The sequence below is a fragment of the Amycolatopsis speibonae genome (assembly GCF_042647925.1).
Classification (GTDB): domain Bacteria; phylum Actinomycetota; class Actinomycetes; order Mycobacteriales; family Pseudonocardiaceae; genus Amycolatopsis; species Amycolatopsis speibonae.
Genome location: NZ_JBHRWK010000054.1, coordinates 21469 through 39096 on the forward strand (window position 1 = coordinate 21469; position 17628 = coordinate 39096).

Sequence of the window (17628 nt, forward strand, 5' to 3'; positions counted from 1 at the left end):
GTGATCAGCGGGTGGCGACGATGGGCGCGGTGTCCGACGCCGGCTGCGGTGGCACCGACGGGGACTCGCCGCGATGGGCGAGGATGTCCTGCAGGATGTCGTTGGCGCGCGGGGCGAGGACGCTCAGCAGCGAGTCCGCGATCCCGTGCGTCGCTTCGTTGACGCCCTGGAGGTAGACGGCCGCGGTCGCGGGCTGGTCGATCTCCAGCCGGTAGTCACGGGTCACCTTGATCTCCGAGAGACCGATCGAATTCGCGATCTCCTGGACCATCCTCGGCATCTCCGGGGAGAACCCGGTGCCGAGCAGCACGAGATCGGTGCGCAGTTCCCGCGTCTCGCCGGTGCGCCGGTCGGTCAGTTCCAGCACGATCTCGTCGCCCTCGTCGCGGGCGTCGGTGATGTCGCTCATCGTGATCATTTCGAGGCGGGAACGACCCGAGAGGCGGTCCAGGTAGATGGACCGGTAGAGCGCGTCCATCGTGCCCGGCGCCAGCCCGGAGTAGTTCGTGTGATGCATCTCCTTGAGCATCTGCTCGCGCGCTTCCGGCCGTGCGTCGAAGAATTTGTCCACATGGGACGGGAAGAACAGCTCGTTGTTGAACTTGCTGCTCTCGTAGTAGTTCAGGCCGATCGAACGCATCACCATGGTCGGCTTGCATTCGGGCAGATCGTTCTGCACCGCGCCGAACAGTTCCGCCGCGCTCTGCCCGGCGCCGATCACCGCGACCCGGTACGGGAGGTCCTTGCGCAGCTTGGCGATCCTCGGCAGGTACTGCGTGCTGTGGATGACGCGGTCCTGGTTCACCGTCCTGAGCTCGTCGGGAATCCGCGCGTCCCGGCCCGCGCCGACCACCAGGTACCGGCTGCGGATGGTCTCGCCGTCTGCGACCCTGGTGTCCCAGCCGGTGAGCGTGCCGTCCGTCCACACGGGAGTGATGTCAAGACATTCCCGGCCACGCTGCAGGTCCACCAGTGCCAGCGAGTCGGCCGTCCACTTGAGGTAGTCGGCCAGCTCGGCCCGGTACGGGACGAAGCTGCCCATGTTCACGAACTCGTTGAGCCGGTCGGTGGCGTGCAGGTAGCTGAGGAACGAGAAGCGGCTGCACGGGTTGCGCAGGGTCACCAGGTCCTTGAGGAACGAGACCTGCGACAGCGCCTCCGGCAGGAGCATGCCCCGCTGCCAGGAGACCTCCTCGTCGCGTTCGAGCAGGACCGAATCGCGGGCCAGGCCGGGCGCGAGCTCCTCGAGCGCCACGGCGAGTGCCAGGTTGGACGGTCCTGCTCCGACTGCGAGAAGCTCGACATCACGGTTCGCCATTGTTTGCTCCGCCATCGTTGTGAGTGCTTGGAAGGTGTTCTGCGGTGCCCGTGCGCGGTCAGCCACCGGCGGCCACCGAAGGCAGCAGAGGATGCGCTGTCAGCCGGACCTGGGCCATGGCCTTGTCCAGCACCACTTCGCAGTCGTCGGGATCGCTGCCCGCGCAGATCACGTACGCGTGCCGCGAGATGAACTCCGCCGGCGGCAGCCGCATCCGCGCCCCCGGCTCGACGAGCGCGTCGGCGGTGAGGATCCCGTTGTCCCGCCCGGAACCCGGCACGGAGACGGACTCGACGACACAGTCCTGTTTCGGGTAGCCGAACCGCACCCCGACCCATCGAGGCTCGGCCTCGTGCGGGAGGTGGGGGCGCATGCCGAGCGCGACGTCGACCGCGGCCGCGCCGGGGTCGATCCCGGTCGCGAACCGCGCGAGCAACGGGATCAGGTCGCCGCCGAGCCTGCCGTTGATCTCCACGATCACCGGCCCGCGTTCGGTGAGCTTGAGTTCGGTGTGGGTGATGCCGTACCGGAAGTCGATCGCGCTGTGCGCGCGGGCCAGCGTCGAGCGGAGCACCGGGTCGGCGAGCAGTTCGTCCGCGGAGCTGACCAGATGGCCGAGTTCCTCGAAGTACGGGTGCATGCCGACCGTCTTGTGCGCCACGAACATCGGCGTGTACTCACCGTCCACGACGGCACCGTCCACACTGATCTCGGGACCGGACAGGTACTCCTCGACCAGTGCCCCGCCCTGGTACGCGGGAGAGCCGCCGAAGCTGGCGTCCTCCGCGGTCCGGAACGCCTTCCGCACCGCCTCGCCGTCTTCCGCGAAACTGACGCCGATACTGGCCCCGCCTCCGCGCGGCTTGACCACGACCGGGTACCCGATCCGGTCGGCCACGCGGACCGCCTGCTCTTCGTCGTGCACGAACCCGAAGTCCGGTTGCGCCACTCCGGCCGCGGTGAGCGTCCGGCGGTTGAGCCACTTGTCGCGGCAGCCCTCGATCGCGGAGATCCCCGCGCCCGGCAGGCCGAGCTCGTCCGCGACGTGTGCCGCCGTGACGATCAGCGCCTCGTCCCACGACACCACACCGAGCACCGGCGTCTTCGCGTTCACCGCGCGGGCCGCGGCCAGTACGGCGTCGCGATCCTGCAGGTCCAGCACCGTGGCGCCGGTGATGTAGCGCTCCTGCCAGGTCGGCTCGGCCCCGTTGAACAGCCACAAGGGATGCCGGTGCCCGGCCGACGCCAACAGGTACTCCCGGTACGGCCGCATCCCGCAGCCGATCACCAGGACAACACCCTCCGCTGAGCTCATTCCCTCTCCCCACCAGCCCGTCGCTTCGTCGCGGGCTACTACATCCCGGGGATTGGTTGACCGGAACCCTTGATTCGGGCAGAACAATCAACGAGATGCGTGGCAGGGCCGGGGATGCTATGGGGATTGTTCAGGCGTCGCGGTCAGCGGGAGCCCTTGCGGGGCAAGGCCGCGGCGACGGTCAGAGAGCGGCGTCGTATGCGGCGGCGAGACGCTCCAGCACGCCGGGCCCGCTCTGCTCCGGGGCGGGCTCACCGAGGTGGACGACCCGCAGTTCGGCCATGAACTCGGCCCACAGTTCCGGCCCGCCCGCCGCGAGCAGCTCCGCCCGCACCCGCAGCCGCTTCGTGGTCGGACGATGGCGCAGACCCCAGGAACCGAGCTGGGCGAACACGGGCACCAGCTGGATCGACACCTCGGTCAGGCTGTACGCGGCCCGCTTGCCGGGCCCGGCGTCCTCCCGGGTCAGCAGACCGGCCTTGACCAGCCGTTTCAGCCTGTCGGCCAGGATGTTGGAAGCGATCCCCTCTTCGGACCCGGCGAGCAGCTCCCGGAAGTAGCGCCGCGTGCCGAACATGATGTCCCGCAGCACCAGCAGGCTCCAGCTGTCACCGAACGCCTCGACCGCGGCGTTGATCGGACAGCCCGAACGGGCGGGTTCCACCATTCCTTCACCTCCGGACGAAGTGGTTGCAATCTACCATCACTCGCCTTACCGTGGACCAACCGATTGCAAAACGCAAGCAGTGGGAGACGAGATGCTCGAACCTCAGACAGCGAGCGGGAAAGCGCTCTGGCACTTCACGATGTCCCTCGACGGCTTCGTCGCGGGGCCGGCGCACACCATGGACTGGATGGCGGGCCTGACGTCCCGGCCGGACCTGATCGAGGAGTACGTCGCGACCACCGGCGCCGTCCTCGGCGGACGTGACGGCTGGGACGCTTACCCCGAGCCCGGCGGGATCTATGGCGGCGCCTGGAAAGGGCCACTCTTCGTCCTCACCCATCACCCCGAGGACGCGACCCCCGCGGACGGTGTCACGTTCCTGAATTGCGGGCCCGCCGAAGCTGTCCGGATCGGACTGGAGGCAGCGGACGGGAAGAACCTCGAGGTGTTCTCGCCGAACATCGGCCGACAGCTGCTCGGGCTCGGGTTGATCGACGAGATCGACCTGCACATCGCGCCGGTCCTGCTCGGCGACGGCATCCGGTTGTACGACAACCCCGGCGGGCCGCCGATCCGCCTGCGTGGTGTCGGCGAAGGGGACCCGTTCGCGTCCGTCGATGTCCGGTTCCGGCCGGTTCGGTGACGCGACGGCTTCAGCGAGATACCGGGACCCGAGTCGACGCCGGCAGGTGATGGCGGGTTTTACGGGTTTCGTCGCGGCCTTCCCAGCGGATGCGGCGGCACCAGTGCGGCAAGATGAAGGCGCTTTCGACGACCCCACGGTGAACGCCGAGGCCATGTTCCCTCTCTTTCCGCGGACGTCGCCGCCCCGCACAGAAGACCACCGAGACACGACGTCACGCCACACCCAAGATGATTCTGCCAGAACCCTTTGGTGCGATGGGGCACCGTCCGCGTCGCTTGATTCTCGTGAGCGGCAATGATGACACTAACCGTCTTTACCACTCACGAGACTCCCAGTGCCGTCCTACTTGAGTACGTTCTTAGCCTTCTTTGAGTTTCAGTAATCTTGTTGTTGCGCCGAGTAGTGGATTCGTTCTGGTGAAACCACCCTTTAGATGTCGGCGCCTTCGTTTCATTGTCACTTAAAATTACGAACACATGTTCGACTTTAGTGGCGTACTGTGGAGGGGTGTCCGAGACTGTTCTTCCCGAGTTGCCGCAGGAGTTGTGGCGCGCTGGCAAGCTGGAGCTTGCCCATGGCGTGCGGCAGTTCCTGCAGGTGATGCGGGTTCCCGGGGCGTCATCGAAGACCCAAGAATTGTCACGCCCATCATATTGAGCATGTGCGCCATGATGCGCGTGTTTATCCGATCGGAGGTGAAAGACCTCCGATATTGAGCCGTCACAGCGGTTCAGTGAAGCTGAGGGCAGCCTGATCCACGGGAATGGGTGGGTCGAGGTGGCAAGCGGTCCTGACAAAGTCGAGTCGTGCCAGAACTGCCAGATGGTGCGGGCTCGGTGAGCGAGACGAGAAGGTATACGAGTAGGAATCAGTGTCTGAGGCCTCGTTAGGTGGAGCCGACTCGAACCTGGTGGATCTGGGTCGGTATTGCAGTGCGCGCGAACCGAATGGAAGGTGTAGCGCCCGCCCGGATCTGGTGTTCTGGGCAGTCTGTGGAGAAAGTCTGTGGCGTATTCACAGGGACTGCCGGGGTAAAGCTGAGTGCCTCACTCGTCGATCGGATACACGTGAACATGGGAACCATCACGGCCCTCCACGCCGGAACCGCAGCCCGTGGTGTCGGGGTGGATAGGCGCATTGCCCGCTGAGGGGTGCGTGGTGGGGCGGAGCCGTCGTAGTACTCCGAGGACGGGAAAGCCGTCCGCATGGGGAAGGGCGGCAGCGAGACGAAGCGGAGGAGTTCGGGTAATGCCAGAAGAGTTGTCACCGGTGAACATCGGTGATCTGCTGTTGGTGCCGTATACGGCCGGGCAGCGGGTACTGGGAATGCAAACAAAACTGCACCAGTGGGCAGCGGCCGATCCCGGCCGCCGGTTTGATGATCTGTTCAACCTCGTGGCCGACCCCGCGTTCCTCGCCGTGGCGTGGGAACGGGTGTCGGGGAACACCGGAGCACGCAGCGCGGGCGTCGACCGACGGACCGTGCGGTCGATCATCGAGTCCGCTGACGGTGTCATCGGGTTGCCGGTAAGAGAATCCGTCGGCGGCGAGGCGCTGACACGACGTGAGCGAAGGCGCCCGGGTGACCGTTACCGGAGGCTCCACCACGACCACCGATGTAGCCGATGGCGCGACGATGGCAGTGGTCGTCGACGGCGGCACGATCTCCCGCACCACGGTGACCGGCGTCCCGGCGGTCGTCGTCCGCAACCGCTCAGTCCCGCGACGGAAACTGCGGCGCCCGCCGATGCCAGCAGTGCCACGACCCTCTTGTTCATACCCTGCCTCCCGATGGAACCGCCGAATCCTCACGAAGGAAGAACGGCGGGTCCACCCGGCGGCATCACAGGTTTCGCGCGATCGGAGCCGCAAGTCCCCGGAAGTCGGGAGCTTCGGCACGGATCGGACAGGGCCGGAAGCCCCTAGCCTTGAATGACGTTCACCATCCACGAGATACCGAACTTGTCGGTGCAGGCACCGAATTCGTCACCCCACATCTGCTTTTCGAACGGGACCGAAACAGTGCCGTCCGCGGAGAGTTTCTCCCAGTATCCGCGCAATTCCCCGCCGTCATCGCCACTGAGGCTGACCGACAGGTTGGTGCCCGGCTTGTGCTCCATTCCCGGCGGCGTGTCCGACGCCATGATCGTGTAGCCGCTCGGCGAATCGAGCTGGCTGTGCATGATCTGGTCCTCCACCGGCGAACCCGCCATACCGGACTCGCCGAACGTATTCAGCGTCAGTTCTCCGCCGAACACCGACTTGTAGAACTCCATGGCCTGCCGGGCGTCGCCGGCGAAGCTGAGGTAAGGGTTGAGACGGGAAGCCACTGGAACGCTCCTTCTGGTCGGGTCACGAGCATCCTGGCAGACCCCACCGGGCGCGACAACGGCTTGACTACGGCTGGGTGAATTCCTTCAGGCAACGAAAATTCAACCCCGTTCACCGAATGCGGTGAGCGATTTCCCCAATGCGCTCCGATGACGAACAGACCCTGTCGTGAATGCCGCTTCAGTGTCGACGCTTCGGCGACGTCGCGCCGAGCACCCCCGTACCAGGAGCCTCGGCGCGCGCATCACTTTGTCCAGCAAACGGCATCAGCTGCTGCACCCGGGTGATCTTCTCGCTGCACATGAGGAGGTACGGGTCCTCCAGCTGAACTCATCCCCCTGTTCCTGAGCAAACTCGGCTACGGCGGGCGCCTCACCTGCTCGGCCGCCGCGTTGCACCTGCTCATGCGGGCCGAATGGCCGGGCAACGCGGGCCAGCTCTACCAGGTACTGAGAAAGGTCGCGCAGCGCCGCCGCGCGGGGGCCATCGTCCCCGGCGACCTTCCCGCCGAGTTCCACGCCGTGGCGCGACGCCCGCTCAACCGGTTCGAGGTGATCGAGCGCGACGCGATCGTGCGGAGCCTCGAAGACGCCGACGGCAACAAGGTGCGCGCGGCCCAGCTGCTCGGGATCTCCCGGGCGACGATCTACCGGAAGATCCACGAGTACGGCATCGTCGCGCCGACCCGGACCTCGTGACCCGGCGACTGAGTCAGGCCACCTCGGAGCTGCGGCCGCCATCGTGCAGGCCGAGCATGTCCAGCAGCGTCGCGCAGTCTTCGGCGCTCGTCGCGTGTGAAGCCACGGCGAGGGCCGCCTTGCGGCGGACGGCCTCCTGTTCGGGCGTGTCCTGGCCTTCCGGCAGCAGGTCGGGCAGCGGGTGAAGGCCGAGTTCGTTTCTCATCAGTTCCCCCTTGTCAAGGACGCCGTGCCGCTCTGATACCCACGATCGCGGCTTTGCACACAGGTGTCCCCGGCCGGGTGCGCAGAGACACGGCCGCCTTACTCCGTCCGTGTGATTCAGCCCCGCAACGCCGGGAGCAAGGTGTCCTCGGCGAACCGGAGGAAGCCTTCCTGCTGGTCACCGCCGATCTGGATCAAGGCGAGGTCGGTGAATCCGGCGGCTTCGAATTCGCCCGCCTGCTTCACGATCCGGTCGACGTCCGGCCCGCACGGGATGGCCGCGGCGACGTCCTCCGGTTTGACGAACTGGGTGGCCCCGGCGAACCCCGCGGGCCCCGGCAGTTCGGCGTTGACCTTCCAGCCACCACCGAACCAGCGGAATTGCTCGTGCGCCCGCCGGATCGCGGCGTCGCGATCCTCACCCCAGGACACCGGCAGCTGGGCGATCTTCCTGGTCGGCGGCCCGAGTTTGGTGGCGTCCCACTCCCGGCCGAGCGAGGCGTCCGGCTCCACCGCGATCATCGCGTCGGCGATCGGCGCGAACCGGGTCACCGACTGCGATCCGGACACCGCGACGGCGATCGGGACACGCTGTTCCGGGAGATCCCAGAGCTTCGCCGAGTCCACCCGGAAGTGGTCACCCGCGTAGTTGAAGTACCCGCCGTCGAACAGCCCCCCGATGATCTGGACAGCCTCGGCGAGCATCTCGTGGCGGACGTTCGCCGGCGGCCAGCCACGCCCGACGACGTGCTCGTTGAGGTTCTCCCCCGCGCCGAGCCCCAGAGTGAACCGGCCGTCCGACAGCGCCTGGACGGTCGCCGCTTTCTGCGCCACAACCGCCGGGTGATAGCGCATGGTCGGGCACGTCACGAAGGTCATCAGCTCGACCCGTTCGGTGCTCTGGGTGACCGCTCCCAGGACGCTCCACGCGTACGGCGAATGGCCCTGCTCGTTCAGCCAAGGCGAGTAGTGGTCGCTCATCACCTCGAAGTCGAATCCCGCCCGTTCGGCCCCGGCGGCGTATCCCACCAGGTCCTTCGGCCCTGTCTGCTCGGTCATGAGCGTGTAGCCGATCCGCATCGAAGCCTCCTTCGCGTCTGACCTCCGCGTACCCGTCCATTCCCGGGATCAACCGGACGTTTATCCAGCGAATCGAACGGGGTACTTGATCCGGGGAAGAGAGGAGTCGCGATGCCTCAGCAGGCGTGGAGCGAAAAACGAGAACGTCAGTACGAGAACATCAAGGATTCGGTGAAGGACCGGGGCGCGAGCACCGGCCGGGCCGAGGAGATCGCCGCGCGCACGGTCAACAAGAACCGCGCGCGGGCGGGCGAGTCCCGTGAAGCGAGCCGGACGTCCGTCCAGGACATGTCGCCGCAGCGGCGGGGTGGCAAGCGATCGGGAAACCGCCTTGGCCCGAACGGCCCGACCAAGGACCAGCTCTACAACGAAGCGAAGAAACGCGACGTCAAGGGCAGGTCGAAGATGTCCAAAAAGGAGCTTCAGCGCGCCCTTGGCCGTTGATCACGCGTCCCGCGGCGGATCCCCGCAGCGGATACCTCACGGCCACGGACGGATGGGTTTCGTAATGGATGCACATGGACGGGGTGGCCTGACTCCCCAGACCCGCCCTCAGTCGGACGCACTGTTCGACCGGGTCGAGCTTTGCCTTCCCGCCGAGGCGGAACAGATCCCTCTCGTCCGCACGCTCACCCACGGTGTGGTGGCGCGGGCGGATTTCGGCTTGGACGCCATTTCAGACGCGAAGATGGCCGTCGACGAAGCCTGTTCCCAGCTTGTCCAGCCCGCTGAACCGGGAGCTGTTCTTTGCTGTGTCTACCACGAAGTACCGGCGGGGATCGCCGTCTCGATCTCGACGCGGACGGCGACGCCCTTCCTACCGAGCGAGACGACCTTCGGCTGGCACGTCCTGACGACCTTGACCGGCTCGGTGACCGCACGATGCGAACCGATTCCCGGCGAACTGGGGAGTACGACGACGATCGACCTCGTCCTGGCCCCGGGAACGAGCGACGGGTGAGCGGCGAGCGCAAGACACTCACGAGGCAGGCGGACGACTACGCTCACTGCGAACCGCTCTTCGAGGAGATGTCCTCCCTGCCGGAGGATTCCCAGCGTCGCCAGGACCTGCGTGCCAAGCTGGTGACCGAACTGCTGCCGCTCGCCGAGCACATCGCCACCAGGTTCTCCGGCCGGGGCGAGCCGCGGGAAGACCTGGTTCAGGTGGCGCGGATCGGCCTCATCAACGCGGTCGACCGCTTCGACCCCGGCCGCGGGCACGATTTCCTCTCCTTCGCCGTCCCCACGGTCATGGGCGAGGTCCGGCGGCACTTCCGGGACACCGGCTGGTCGGTCCGGGTACCGAGGCGGCTCAAGGAGCTGCATGTCTCGCTCAGCCAGGGCACGGCCGCGTTGTCCCAGCGGCTCGGCCGCGCGCCGACCCCGACCGAACTCGCCGAATACCTCGGGCTCGAAGTGAACGAAGTGCGCGAAGGACTGCTCGCCGGTCAGGCGTACCAGACGTTGTCGGTCGACAAGCCGGTCCACGACGACCCCGCCGAGTCACTTTCCCTCGCCGACACGATCGGCGAGGAGGACCACGAGATGGCCCTGGTGGAGAACCACGAGGCGCTGCAACCGCTGCTGCGGGAACTCCCGAAGCGGGAGCGCGCCATCCTCGTGATGCGGTTCTTCGGCGGCTACACCCAGACGCAGATCGCGGAACGGGTCGGCATCTCGCAGATGCACGTTTCGCGGCTTCTCTCGCAGACCTTGGAGCAGCTGCGAGGAAAGCTCTCGGAATAGCGTGAAAGGCCCCTTCCCTCGCTGAGCCGAGGGAAGGGGCCTTTCACGTACTCGGGAAGCTGCCCTCTTACGGCGTCGTGTACGGCGCCTGCTGTTCGATCGACGGGCTGGCGGTCGGGTAACGGCCTTCCTGCCCGGGCACCGGCGTCACCGTCGTGCCCTGCTGTTCGGGCTCGACATGCTGCCTGGGGCGGTTGATGACCGCTTCGGCCTCCTGCTCGCCGCGGATCCGCGAAAGCACGCTCAGCGTGATCGCGTGGGCGATGGCCAGGACCAGCAACAGCACACCCAGCCTGCCTACCACACCCGGAAGGTCGCTGCCGCCGATGTCGATGGTCGACAGCAGCGCCAAGACGCCCAGCGTGGCGAGGTGGAACAGCACCGTGACGAGCCAGGTCATGGACGCGCCGGCGGCGGGATCACCGTAGGAACCTCGCAGGTAACGCTTACCGCTCTGGTAGATGATCAGACCGTCGAGCATGACCAGCGCCACCCCGATGACGAGGAAGGCCACGTATGCGTTGGTAGTCATGCCGGAACGCTCCCTTCGTTGTGAACCTCACCCAAGAGATACCCGGGACCTCCCCCTGGAAAACGCGGTCTTCCAGGGGGAGGTCCCGGGCGAGAGTCAGCTGCCGGGGCGGTCCACGTCACCGCGCCACGCGCCGGACTCGCGGCCGCGGCTCTCGATGAACTCCTTGAACCGCTTCATGTCGCCCTTGATCCGCCGGTCGAGCACACCGAGTTTGTCGGCGACGTTCTCGGCGAAGCCCTCAGGATCGATCTCCATCTGCGCCGTGACACGGGTCTTGTTGTCGTCCAAGCGATGGAAGGTGATGACGCCCGCGTGGTCGGGACCGGAGTCCGATGTCCACGCGACGCGCTCGTCGGGATGCTGTTCGGTGATGGTCGCGTCGAATTCCCGGCTCACACCACCGAACTTGGTCACCCAGTGGGTGTGGGTCGCGTCGACCTGGCGGATCTCCTCGACACCTTCCATGAAATTCGGGAAGGTCTCGAACTGGGTCCACTGGTTGTACGCGGTCTTCACCGGGACTTCGACGTCCACCATTTCGGTGATCGTGCTCATGCATCCTCCTGTCGGTTGGGTGCTTTTCGAGCCGGCACTCCCCCGGCTACCCGACGCCCGGAGGGGCGAAACACCCCGTGATTGATCGTCCGGGCAGCCGGGTACCCGGCGGGCAGAACGCTCCGAGGAGGTGCTCCATGATCGAAGAAGCCCACCGGAAGCCGTCCGGGGACAGGTCGGTCGGTGAACTGGTCTCAGACCTGAGTGACGAGGTCAAACGCCTGGTACGGGACGAGATGCGGCTGGCCGTGTTCGAACTGCAGGGCAAAGGGAAGCGGATGGGACTCGGCGCCGGATTGTTCGGCGCGGCCGGGATCTTCGCGCTTTTCGGCCTGGCGACCTTGATCGCCGCGGTGGTACTGGCACTCGCCCTGGTCATGCCCGCGTGGCTGGCGGCCGTGGTGACCGGCGCGGCACTGCTGCTGATCGGTGGCCTTTCGGCCGTCGTCGGCAAGAAGGAGGTCGCGAGCGCGACACCGCCGGTGCCGGAAGAGGCCATCGAGGGCGTCCGCGAAGATGTCGACACCGTCAAACAAGGAGTGCGCTCATGACCGATTTTCCCAAGAACGCCGAAGAAGCCCGTACCGATCGTGACGTGACCCGCGAGGAGCTCACCGAGACCCTCGACGCGCTGGGCAAGAAGATGGACGTCAAGACGAGGGTCAACGACAACCTCGACGCCAAGGTGGACAAGGCCGGCGCCAAGATCTCCGAGCCCGCGGCGGAGAAGTTCCGCCAGGGCACCGAAGTCGTCCGCGCGAATCCCCTTCCGATCTTCGCCGGTGTTCTCGCGCTGTTGGTGACGATCCGGCTGATCATGCGAAAGAGGTCTTCGTCGTGAACAAGGTTCTCTACAAACCGCTGAACATGGTCGTGAGCGCCGCGGGAGGGGTGCTCGCCGGGATCGCGTTCAAGCAGATCTGGAAACGCGTGAGCGGTGAGGAAGACGCGCCGAACGCCACGGACCGGGACTTCACCTGGACTCAGGTGATCGTCGCGGCGGCCGCGCAGGGAGCGATCTTCGGCGCGGTGAAGGCGGCCACCGAACGGGCGGGCGCGGTCGGCTACCGCAAGGCGACCGGCGACTGGCCCACGAAGGACTGACGATGCGCGTAGTGATCATCGGAGGAGGGTTCGCGGGCTACAACGCCGCCAAGACCCTGCTCAAGTCGGTCGGCGAAGACACCGAGATCGTCGTGCTGAACCCGACCGACTACTTCCTCTACCTCCCCTTGCTGCCCGAAGTCGCCGCCGGGATCCTCGAACCGCGGCGGATCTCGGTGTCCATCCCCGGCACCCTGCGCGGGGTGCGCCTGGTGCTCGGCACCGCGACGTCGGTCGACTTCGACGGCCGCGCCGTGAGCTACACCGACCCCGAGGACCGCGAGCACTCGATCGGCTACGACCGTCTCGTGCTCGCCGCCGGCAGCGTCAACAAGCTCCTGCCGATCCCGGGCGTGCCCGAATACGCCCACGGCTTCCGAGGCCTGCCCGAGGCGCTCTACCTGCGGGATCACGTCACCCGGCAGATAGAACTCGCCGCCTCCGCGAAGGACCCGGCCGAACGCGACGCGCGCTGCACGTTCGTCGTGGTCGGCGCCGGTTACACCGGCACCGAGGTCGCCGCGCAGGGACCGGCGTTCACCGCCGCCCTCGCCGCCCGGCATCCCGAGCTGAACGGCCAGAAGATCCGCTGGCTGCTGCTGGACGTCGCCGACCGTGTCCTGCCGGAGCTCGACAAGCGGCTCGGCACCACCGCGGACGAGGTGTTGCGGGCTCGCGGCGTCGAGGTGCTGATGAAGACGTCGATCGACAACGCCGGTGAAAAAGGGGTCACCCTGACCTCCGGCGAATCCGTGCCGACGCACACCCTGGTGTGGTGCGTCGGGGTCCGGCCGGATCCCCTGGTCGAAGCCTTGGGGATGAAGACGGCCAAAGGCAGGCTCGTCGTGACGGCGCAACTGAACGTCTCGGGGCGGCGCGACGTCTACGCGTGCGGGGACGCGGCCGCCGTCCCGGATCTGACCAGGCCCGGCGAATACACGCCGATGACCGCCCAGCACGCCGAACGCCAGGGCAAGCTCGCCGGACGGAACGTCGCCGCGTCCCTCGGACACGGTGCGCCCGGCGTCTACCGGCATCACGATCTCGGCTTCGTCGTCGACCTCGGCGCCCACCAGGCCGCGGCGAATCCCTTGCACATCCCCCTTTCCGGGCTCGCCGCCAAGGCGGTCACCCGCGGCTACCACCTGCTGGCCATGCCGGGCAACCGGTTGCGCACCGCCACCGACTGGGCGCTGGAAGCGGTGACGAAACGCCAGACCGTCCAATTAGGACTGGTCCGATCGGCCGCGGTCCCCCTCGACACCGATTCCCCGGAACTGCCCCGCACGAACCGCTGAGGAGACGAGCATGCCCGCCGAACCCGATCCCGTCCGCGCCGAGGGGCCGCCGGTCGTCACCGACGGCGACGACGAAGGGGCGATGCTCCTGGTCCTGGATCCCGCGGGCGAGGGCAAGAACGGCGAACTCCCGGCCACCTGGCGGCCGCTCGCGGCGCGGCGTCGGATCATCTGGTGCAGGCTGCCGGTCGACGGCGCCCTCGGCCAGGCCGACGACCTGTTCGGCGACACCGAACCCGGCGACCCGCCGATCGACGTCGTGGCCGCGGGCGAATCGGCCGGAGACGCACTGCGGCTGGCCGAGCGTCATCCGGGCGCCGCGTCACATGTCCTGCTGATCGACCCGGTGCCGGACGAGTCCTCCGAACTGGCCGAACGGGTGCGCTCCGCCGGGACCTCGGTGGCTGTCCTTCCCCACAGCATCGGCGAACCGTACAACCGGGTCCCGCCACCGCTGCCGCTCGGTCATCCGGACGTCGTCGCCGGGATCACCAAGATCCTCGAGGACGTTTAGCCGCCGGACCTGGGGCACCTGGTGACGCAGGGGCTCAAGACGAAGGTGCAGGAACTGGTGCCTTCGCGCCGGTGAGGCTCAGGCGCTCGCACCGCCGTCCAGGACGATGTCGTGCCCCACGACGTACGCGGACTCGTCGGACGCCAGCCACAGAACCGCGGCGGCGATCTCCTCGACCGCGCCGATCCGGCCGAGCGGGATGACCGCGCCGAGCCGGGCGGCACGGTCGGCCTCGGTCTCGCCGGGCCGGAACGACATGCCGGTGTCGGTGGCGCCGGGGCTGACCGCGTTGATCCGGATCCCCTCGGCGATGTGGTCGCGGGCGGCGGTCCGGGTCAGCACGTCCACCGCGGCCTTCGAGGCGGCGTAGGCGGCCATCCCCGGAAGTCGGGTGTGCGAGCCGATGTTGGACGACATGTTGACGATGACTCCCCCACCGCCTGCCCGCATCTGCGCGATCTCGTGCTTCATGGACAGCCAGGTGCCCGTGAGGTTCGTCTGCATGACGGCGTTGAAGCCGTCTTCGTCGAGATCCGCCGTCGGCGCGGGGCTGCCGAGGACACCGGCGTTGTTGAACGCGATGTCGAGTTTGCCGTGCCGCCGCACGGTTTCGGCGACGAGACGCTCCACTTCGGCGCCGACACTCACGTCCGCGGTCACCGCGTCGGCCACGCCGCCGTCGGTCTCGATCTCCTTCACCGTCTGACGCAGTTTCTCGCCGTCCCTGCCGGATACGACGACCTGAGCGCCTTCGCGCGCGAAAGCCGCCGCCGTGGCCCGGCCGATCCCGGATCCTCCCCCGGTGACCAGGACGACCTTGCCGCTGAAGCGCTTCCCCGAAATCCTCGTAGTCCCCACAGTAGCCAACTTTCTGGTCCGATCGTTCTATTATCAGTGTTTGCGAGCGGCTTCGACAACGGCGATGGCCTGCTTCGCCGTCGCTTTGGCCCGTGCCGCGGGATCGGGTCCCTTGCTCAGCACCCGCATTCCCTGCAGGACGGTGAGCAGGAAGCCGGCCAGCTCTTCCGGGTCGGCGGCGTCGTCGAGTTCGCCTTGCGCCCTCGCCCGGCTCAGCGCCATCCGCAGGGCCAGCTCGATCGCGTCCCAGCTGCGCTCGACCACCCGCGCGACCTCGGGATCCCCTGGCATCAGCTCCATGGCCGCGTTGACCACGAAACAGCCCTTGCGCCCGGATTCGTCGAGTATTTCGGCGAGATAGCGGTCGATGAGCCGCCGTACCCCCGCGAGCGCGGGCCCCGGTCCGGCGAAGTCCTCGACGAACCGCTCGTTGCCCCTGGCGATGTAGCGGTTCAAGACCGTCAGGTACAGCTGATGCTTGGTGCCGAACGTCGCGTAGAGACTCGCCTTGCCGATGCCGAGCCCGGCGACGAGATCGCTGACCGAAGTGGCCTCGTACCCCTGCCGCCAGAACAGTTCCAGCGCGGCATCGCAGGCCGCGTCGACGTCGAATTCCTTCACCCTGGACACGAGAGCAGCTTAACCACATCTGGACCGATCGGTCAAATATGCGGGCTCAGGTACCGGAGTCGTAGGCCGACCGGGCCTCGTCGACCTTCGGCAGGTTCTCCGCCGACCAGTCCGCGAGGGTCGCGAACAGCGGCGCCAGGCTCCGGCCCAGATCGCTGATCTCGTACTCGACCCGGGGTGGCACCTCGGCGTGATAGGTCCGTGTGAGGAGACCGTCGCGTTCCAACTGCCGCAGCCGCTGGGTCAGCACCTTCGGCGTGATCGAGCCGATGCGCCGCTCGAGTCCGACGAACCGCTGCTTGCCGAACTCGTTGAGAGTCCACAGGATCGGCGTCGTCCAACGACTGAAGACGAGGTCGACCACCGGGGCGATCGGACAGGCTTGAGCAGGGGTCGTCGAGGCGTCGGCGCGCATGAAAGCCAAGGTACGCGGGTTGCCGAGTTGTCATGATCCGGACACCCCACCACCCCGCCTGTGCGCGTAACGTTTTGTCATGGACTTGACCACCGAAAGGCTCGTCGTCCGTGACTGGTCCGAGGACGACGCCGAAGCCGCGCTGGCGATCTACGGCACCACCGACGTGACCCGGTGGCTCACCCCGGCGATGGACCGGGTGACCGACGCCGCGGCCATGCGTTCGGTTCTGCAGGCCTGGCAGCAGGCGCAACCCAATCTCGTGCCACCACGCGGAAGATGGGCGATCCAGCGCAAGGAGGACGGTGCGGTCGTCGGCGGGCTCGGCATCCACCTGCTGCCACCGTACGAAGAGGACCTGGAGATCAGCTGGCAGCTGCATCCGGACGCCTGGGGCGAGGGATACGCCTCCGAGGCCGCCCGCGCCCTGCTCGGCTGGGCGTTCACCCAGGACACGGACGAACTCTTCGCCGTCGCGCGGCCCGCCAACCAACGCGCCATCGCGACCGCGAAACGGCTCGGGATGGACTGGGTCGGGGAAACCGAGAAGTACTACGGGCTTCGGCTGCAGGTGTACCGGATCCGGCACACGGACGTCGTCTAGGCGCTGTCCACTCGGGACACTTCGCCCGTCGTCGAGACGGCGTGTCCCGCGCCGCGCCCGTCCGCGGTGGCGACGATCCGGCCTCGCTCGGTCCGCACCGCGGCCTCGGTCTCGTCGCTGACCGCGAGCACTCCCGCGGCCGCGGCCAGCGTCCCGGTCACGTCGCACACCACGCGCACACCGGGCCAGGACGGCTCCGGGAAAGCCTGCCGCAGACCCCCGCACACCTCCGCGACGATCAGCCGGGTCAGCGGGACCAGTTCGTCGGGCTCACTGGTCACCACGACGACGGTGACGTCACCCCCGGACGCCCGGACGGCCTCCTCCGCGGCGGTCAGCCGATGGGTACCCAGTACGACGACCACGCCGTCGGCAGGCACGAAGGGGTCGGCGCGCACCAGATCCACGGCCTCGGGCGGTGACCACGGCCGGTCGGCGGCCTGCGCGGCGGGCACGATCACCGGCGGCGCCCACCAGTCGTTGAGAGGCAGCCCCGCCAGCCGTTCACAGGCGCTCACGACGTCGAAGGGTTCGACGAGTCCCGGCGCGGCGGCCGCCAGCTGGCCGGCGCCGTGCAGCGTGGTCAGCACGGTCTCCGCGAGCCGGACACGGCGCGGGATCGGCGCTCCCGCGGGGCGCTCCGGCGGATCGAGCCGCTCCAGCGCGAGCCCGAGCAGCAGCCCGTTGAGTTTCATCAGCTGAGCGAACGGACGCCGGATCCGCTCGTCCGCGAGCACCTCCGGCATCAGGTCGCGGGTGAGACCCGCCTGCTCCTCGTCCAGGGGAAGCGCCGCCACTCTCGCCCTGGCCAGCGCGCCCAACGCGTCCGGGAGCGTCTTGCCCGGCGTGGCGTGCGGCGCTTCGGCGGACCGTTCCGCCAGCTCGGCCAGGACGGCGAGGTACAGGGCGCGTTTCCCGGGGAAGTTCGAGTAGACCGCGCCGCGCGTGAGTTCCGCCCGCTCGGCGATGACGTCGATCTTGGCGTCCCGGAAGCCCTGCCCCGCGAACTCGTCACGCGCGGCGGCCAGCACCTTCGCGCGATTGCGCTCCTGCGTCTCCGCCCTGCTCAGCCGGACCATCGGTCTCCCGTCACCCCGCACGATTGCCCTC

Annotated in this window: 24 protein-coding genes and 1 pseudogene; 12 read left to right on the forward strand and 13 right to left on the reverse strand. The window is 67.6% G+C overall.

Features of this window, described 5'->3' with window-relative positions; all coding sequences use genetic code 11:
• Positions 1-4: 4 nt before the first annotated feature.
• The 3 genes from ACFOSH_RS29710 to ACFOSH_RS29720 all read right to left on the reverse strand — a co-directional run bounded on the left by ACFOSH_RS29710 (position 5) and on the right by ACFOSH_RS29720 (position 3300).
• A complete protein-coding gene (locus ACFOSH_RS29710; RefSeq protein ID WP_378242429.1) occupies positions 5-1318 on the reverse strand; it encodes a lysine N(6)-hydroxylase/L-ornithine N(5)-oxygenase family protein in 1314 nt (437 codons plus the stop codon).
• Between the two features lie 58 nt (positions 1319-1376).
• Positions 1377-2633 carry an ATP-grasp domain-containing protein gene (locus ACFOSH_RS29715; RefSeq protein ID WP_378242431.1) on the reverse strand — a complete coding sequence of 419 codons (1257 nt, stop codon included), beginning with the start codon at positions 2631-2633 and terminating at the stop codon, positions 1377-1379.
• A gap of 181 nt (positions 2634-2814) precedes the next feature.
• Complete coding sequence (locus ACFOSH_RS29720; protein WP_378242433.1) at positions 2815-3300, reverse strand: winged helix-turn-helix transcriptional regulator; 486 nt, start codon at positions 3298-3300, stop codon at positions 2815-2817.
• A gap of 91 nt (positions 3301-3391) precedes the next feature.
• Here ACFOSH_RS29720 and ACFOSH_RS29725 point away from each other — a divergent pair, with 91 nt between their 5' ends.
• Together ACFOSH_RS29725 and ACFOSH_RS29730 are read left to right on the forward strand one after the other, a co-directional pair.
• Positions 3392-3943, forward strand: coding sequence for a dihydrofolate reductase family protein (locus ACFOSH_RS29725; RefSeq protein WP_378242435.1), 552 nt, complete (start codon positions 3392-3394; stop codon positions 3941-3943).
• A 510-nt stretch (positions 3944-4453) separates the two neighbouring features.
• Entirely contained in the window at positions 4454-4603 is a 150-nt protein-coding gene (locus tag ACFOSH_RS29730; protein WP_378242594.1) for a hypothetical protein, read from the forward strand.
• A gap of 606 nt (positions 4604-5209) precedes the next feature.
• On the opposite strand, the gene ACFOSH_RS29735 is transcribed toward ACFOSH_RS29730, so the two are convergent.
• Entirely contained in the window at positions 5210-5656 is a 447-nt protein-coding gene (locus ACFOSH_RS29735) for a hypothetical protein (protein WP_378242437.1), read from the reverse strand.
• Between the two features lie 212 nt (positions 5657-5868).
• Positions 5869-6276: a VOC family protein gene (locus ACFOSH_RS29740; RefSeq protein WP_378242439.1), complete on the reverse strand. Its 408-nt coding sequence runs from the start codon at positions 6274-6276 to the stop codon at positions 5869-5871.
• A 324-nt stretch (positions 6277-6600) separates the two neighbouring features.
• On the opposite strand from ACFOSH_RS29740, the pseudogene ACFOSH_RS29745 reads away from it, so the two are divergent.
• Positions 6601-6975 (forward strand): annotated as a pseudogene (locus ACFOSH_RS29745) (helix-turn-helix domain-containing protein); the annotation flags it as partial.
• A 13-nt stretch (positions 6976-6988) separates the two neighbouring features.
• Here ACFOSH_RS29745 and ACFOSH_RS29750 read toward each other — a convergent pair.
• Positions 6989-7180 carry a hypothetical protein gene (locus ACFOSH_RS29750; protein WP_378242441.1) on the reverse strand — a complete coding sequence of 64 codons (192 nt, stop codon included), beginning with the start codon at positions 7178-7180 and terminating at the stop codon, positions 6989-6991.
• A gap of 116 nt (positions 7181-7296) precedes the next feature.
• Positions 7297-8259: a TIGR03557 family F420-dependent LLM class oxidoreductase gene (locus ACFOSH_RS29755; protein WP_378242443.1), complete on the reverse strand. Its 963-nt coding sequence runs from the start codon at positions 8257-8259 to the stop codon at positions 7297-7299.
• Between the two features lie 111 nt (positions 8260-8370).
• Between ACFOSH_RS29755 and ACFOSH_RS29760 the strand changes: the two genes are divergently transcribed.
• The 3 genes from ACFOSH_RS29760 (at position 8371) to ACFOSH_RS29770 (ending at position 10005) form a co-directional block, all read left to right on the forward strand.
• Positions 8371-8703, forward strand: coding sequence for a plasmid stabilization protein (locus ACFOSH_RS29760; RefSeq protein WP_378242445.1), 333 nt, complete (start codon positions 8371-8373; stop codon positions 8701-8703).
• Positions 8704-8767: 64 nt separating this feature from the next.
• Entirely contained in the window at positions 8768-9220 is a 453-nt protein-coding gene (locus tag ACFOSH_RS29765) for an anti-sigma factor (RefSeq protein WP_378242446.1), read from the forward strand.
• Entirely contained in the window at positions 9217-10005 is a 789-nt protein-coding gene (locus ACFOSH_RS29770) for a SigB/SigF/SigG family RNA polymerase sigma factor (protein WP_378242448.1), read from the forward strand. Before ACFOSH_RS29765 ends, ACFOSH_RS29770 begins: the two co-directional genes overlap by 4 nt.
• Before the next feature lie 67 nt (positions 10006-10072).
• Here ACFOSH_RS29770 and ACFOSH_RS29775 read toward each other — a convergent pair whose 3' ends face one another.
• On the reverse strand, positions 10073-10537 hold the full coding sequence (locus ACFOSH_RS29775) for a hypothetical protein (RefSeq protein ID WP_378242450.1): 465 nt from the start codon (positions 10535-10537) through the stop codon (positions 10073-10075).
• A gap of 96 nt (positions 10538-10633) precedes the next feature.
• On the reverse strand, positions 10634-11095 hold the full coding sequence (locus ACFOSH_RS29780) for an SRPBCC family protein (RefSeq protein ID WP_378242452.1): 462 nt from the start codon (positions 11093-11095) through the stop codon (positions 10634-10636).
• Between the two features lie 137 nt (positions 11096-11232).
• Between ACFOSH_RS29780 and ACFOSH_RS29785 the strand changes: the two genes are divergently transcribed.
• The 5 genes from ACFOSH_RS29785 to ACFOSH_RS29805 are packed head-to-tail and all read left to right on the forward strand — an operon-like array spanning position 11233 to position 14011.
• Positions 11233-11646, forward strand: a complete 414-nt coding sequence (locus ACFOSH_RS29785; protein ID WP_378242454.1) for a phage holin family protein — start codon at positions 11233-11235, stop codon at positions 11644-11646.
• Positions 11643-11936 (forward strand): DUF3618 domain-containing protein, encoded by a 294-nt coding sequence (locus ACFOSH_RS29790; protein ID WP_378242456.1) that lies wholly within the window; start codon positions 11643-11645, stop codon positions 11934-11936. The genes ACFOSH_RS29785 and ACFOSH_RS29790 overlap by 4 nt, the downstream gene beginning before the upstream one ends.
• Entirely contained in the window at positions 11933-12199 is a 267-nt protein-coding gene (locus ACFOSH_RS29795; protein WP_093937072.1) for a DUF4235 domain-containing protein, read from the forward strand. The genes ACFOSH_RS29790 and ACFOSH_RS29795 overlap by 4 nt, the downstream gene beginning before the upstream one ends.
• 2 nt (positions 12200-12201) lie before the next feature.
• Positions 12202-13497, forward strand: coding sequence for an NAD(P)/FAD-dependent oxidoreductase (locus tag ACFOSH_RS29800; RefSeq protein WP_378242458.1), 1296 nt, complete (start codon positions 12202-12204; stop codon positions 13495-13497).
• Positions 13498-13507: 10 nt separating this feature from the next.
• Positions 13508-14011 (forward strand): hypothetical protein, encoded by a 504-nt coding sequence (locus ACFOSH_RS29805; protein ID WP_378242460.1) that lies wholly within the window; start codon positions 13508-13510, stop codon positions 14009-14011.
• 78 nt (positions 14012-14089) lie between these two features.
• Here the strand turns inward: ACFOSH_RS29805 and ACFOSH_RS29810 are convergent, their stop codons facing one another.
• From ACFOSH_RS29810 to ACFOSH_RS29820, 3 genes are read right to left on the reverse strand one after another with little or no spacing between them, the layout of a single operon-like run.
• Complete coding sequence (locus ACFOSH_RS29810; protein WP_378242462.1) at positions 14090-14869, reverse strand: SDR family NAD(P)-dependent oxidoreductase; 780 nt, start codon at positions 14867-14869, stop codon at positions 14090-14092.
• A 33-nt stretch (positions 14870-14902) separates the two neighbouring features.
• Positions 14903-15499 carry a TetR/AcrR family transcriptional regulator gene (locus ACFOSH_RS29815; protein ID WP_378242464.1) on the reverse strand — a complete coding sequence of 199 codons (597 nt, stop codon included), beginning with the start codon at positions 15497-15499 and terminating at the stop codon, positions 14903-14905.
• A gap of 46 nt (positions 15500-15545) precedes the next feature.
• Complete coding sequence (locus ACFOSH_RS29820) at positions 15546-15914, reverse strand: winged helix-turn-helix transcriptional regulator (RefSeq protein WP_378242466.1); 369 nt, start codon at positions 15912-15914, stop codon at positions 15546-15548.
• A gap of 79 nt (positions 15915-15993) precedes the next feature.
• Here ACFOSH_RS29820 and ACFOSH_RS29825 point away from each other — a divergent pair, with 79 nt between their 5' ends.
• On the forward strand, positions 15994-16518 hold the full coding sequence (locus tag ACFOSH_RS29825) for a GNAT family N-acetyltransferase (protein ID WP_378242468.1): 525 nt from the start codon (positions 15994-15996) through the stop codon (positions 16516-16518).
• Here the strand turns inward: ACFOSH_RS29825 and ACFOSH_RS29830 are convergent.
• Positions 16515-17597, reverse strand: a complete 1083-nt coding sequence (locus ACFOSH_RS29830; protein ID WP_378242470.1) for a TetR/AcrR family transcriptional regulator — start codon at positions 17595-17597, stop codon at positions 16515-16517. The genes ACFOSH_RS29825 and ACFOSH_RS29830 overlap by 4 nt on opposite strands.
• Positions 17598-17628 lie beyond the last annotated feature (31 nt).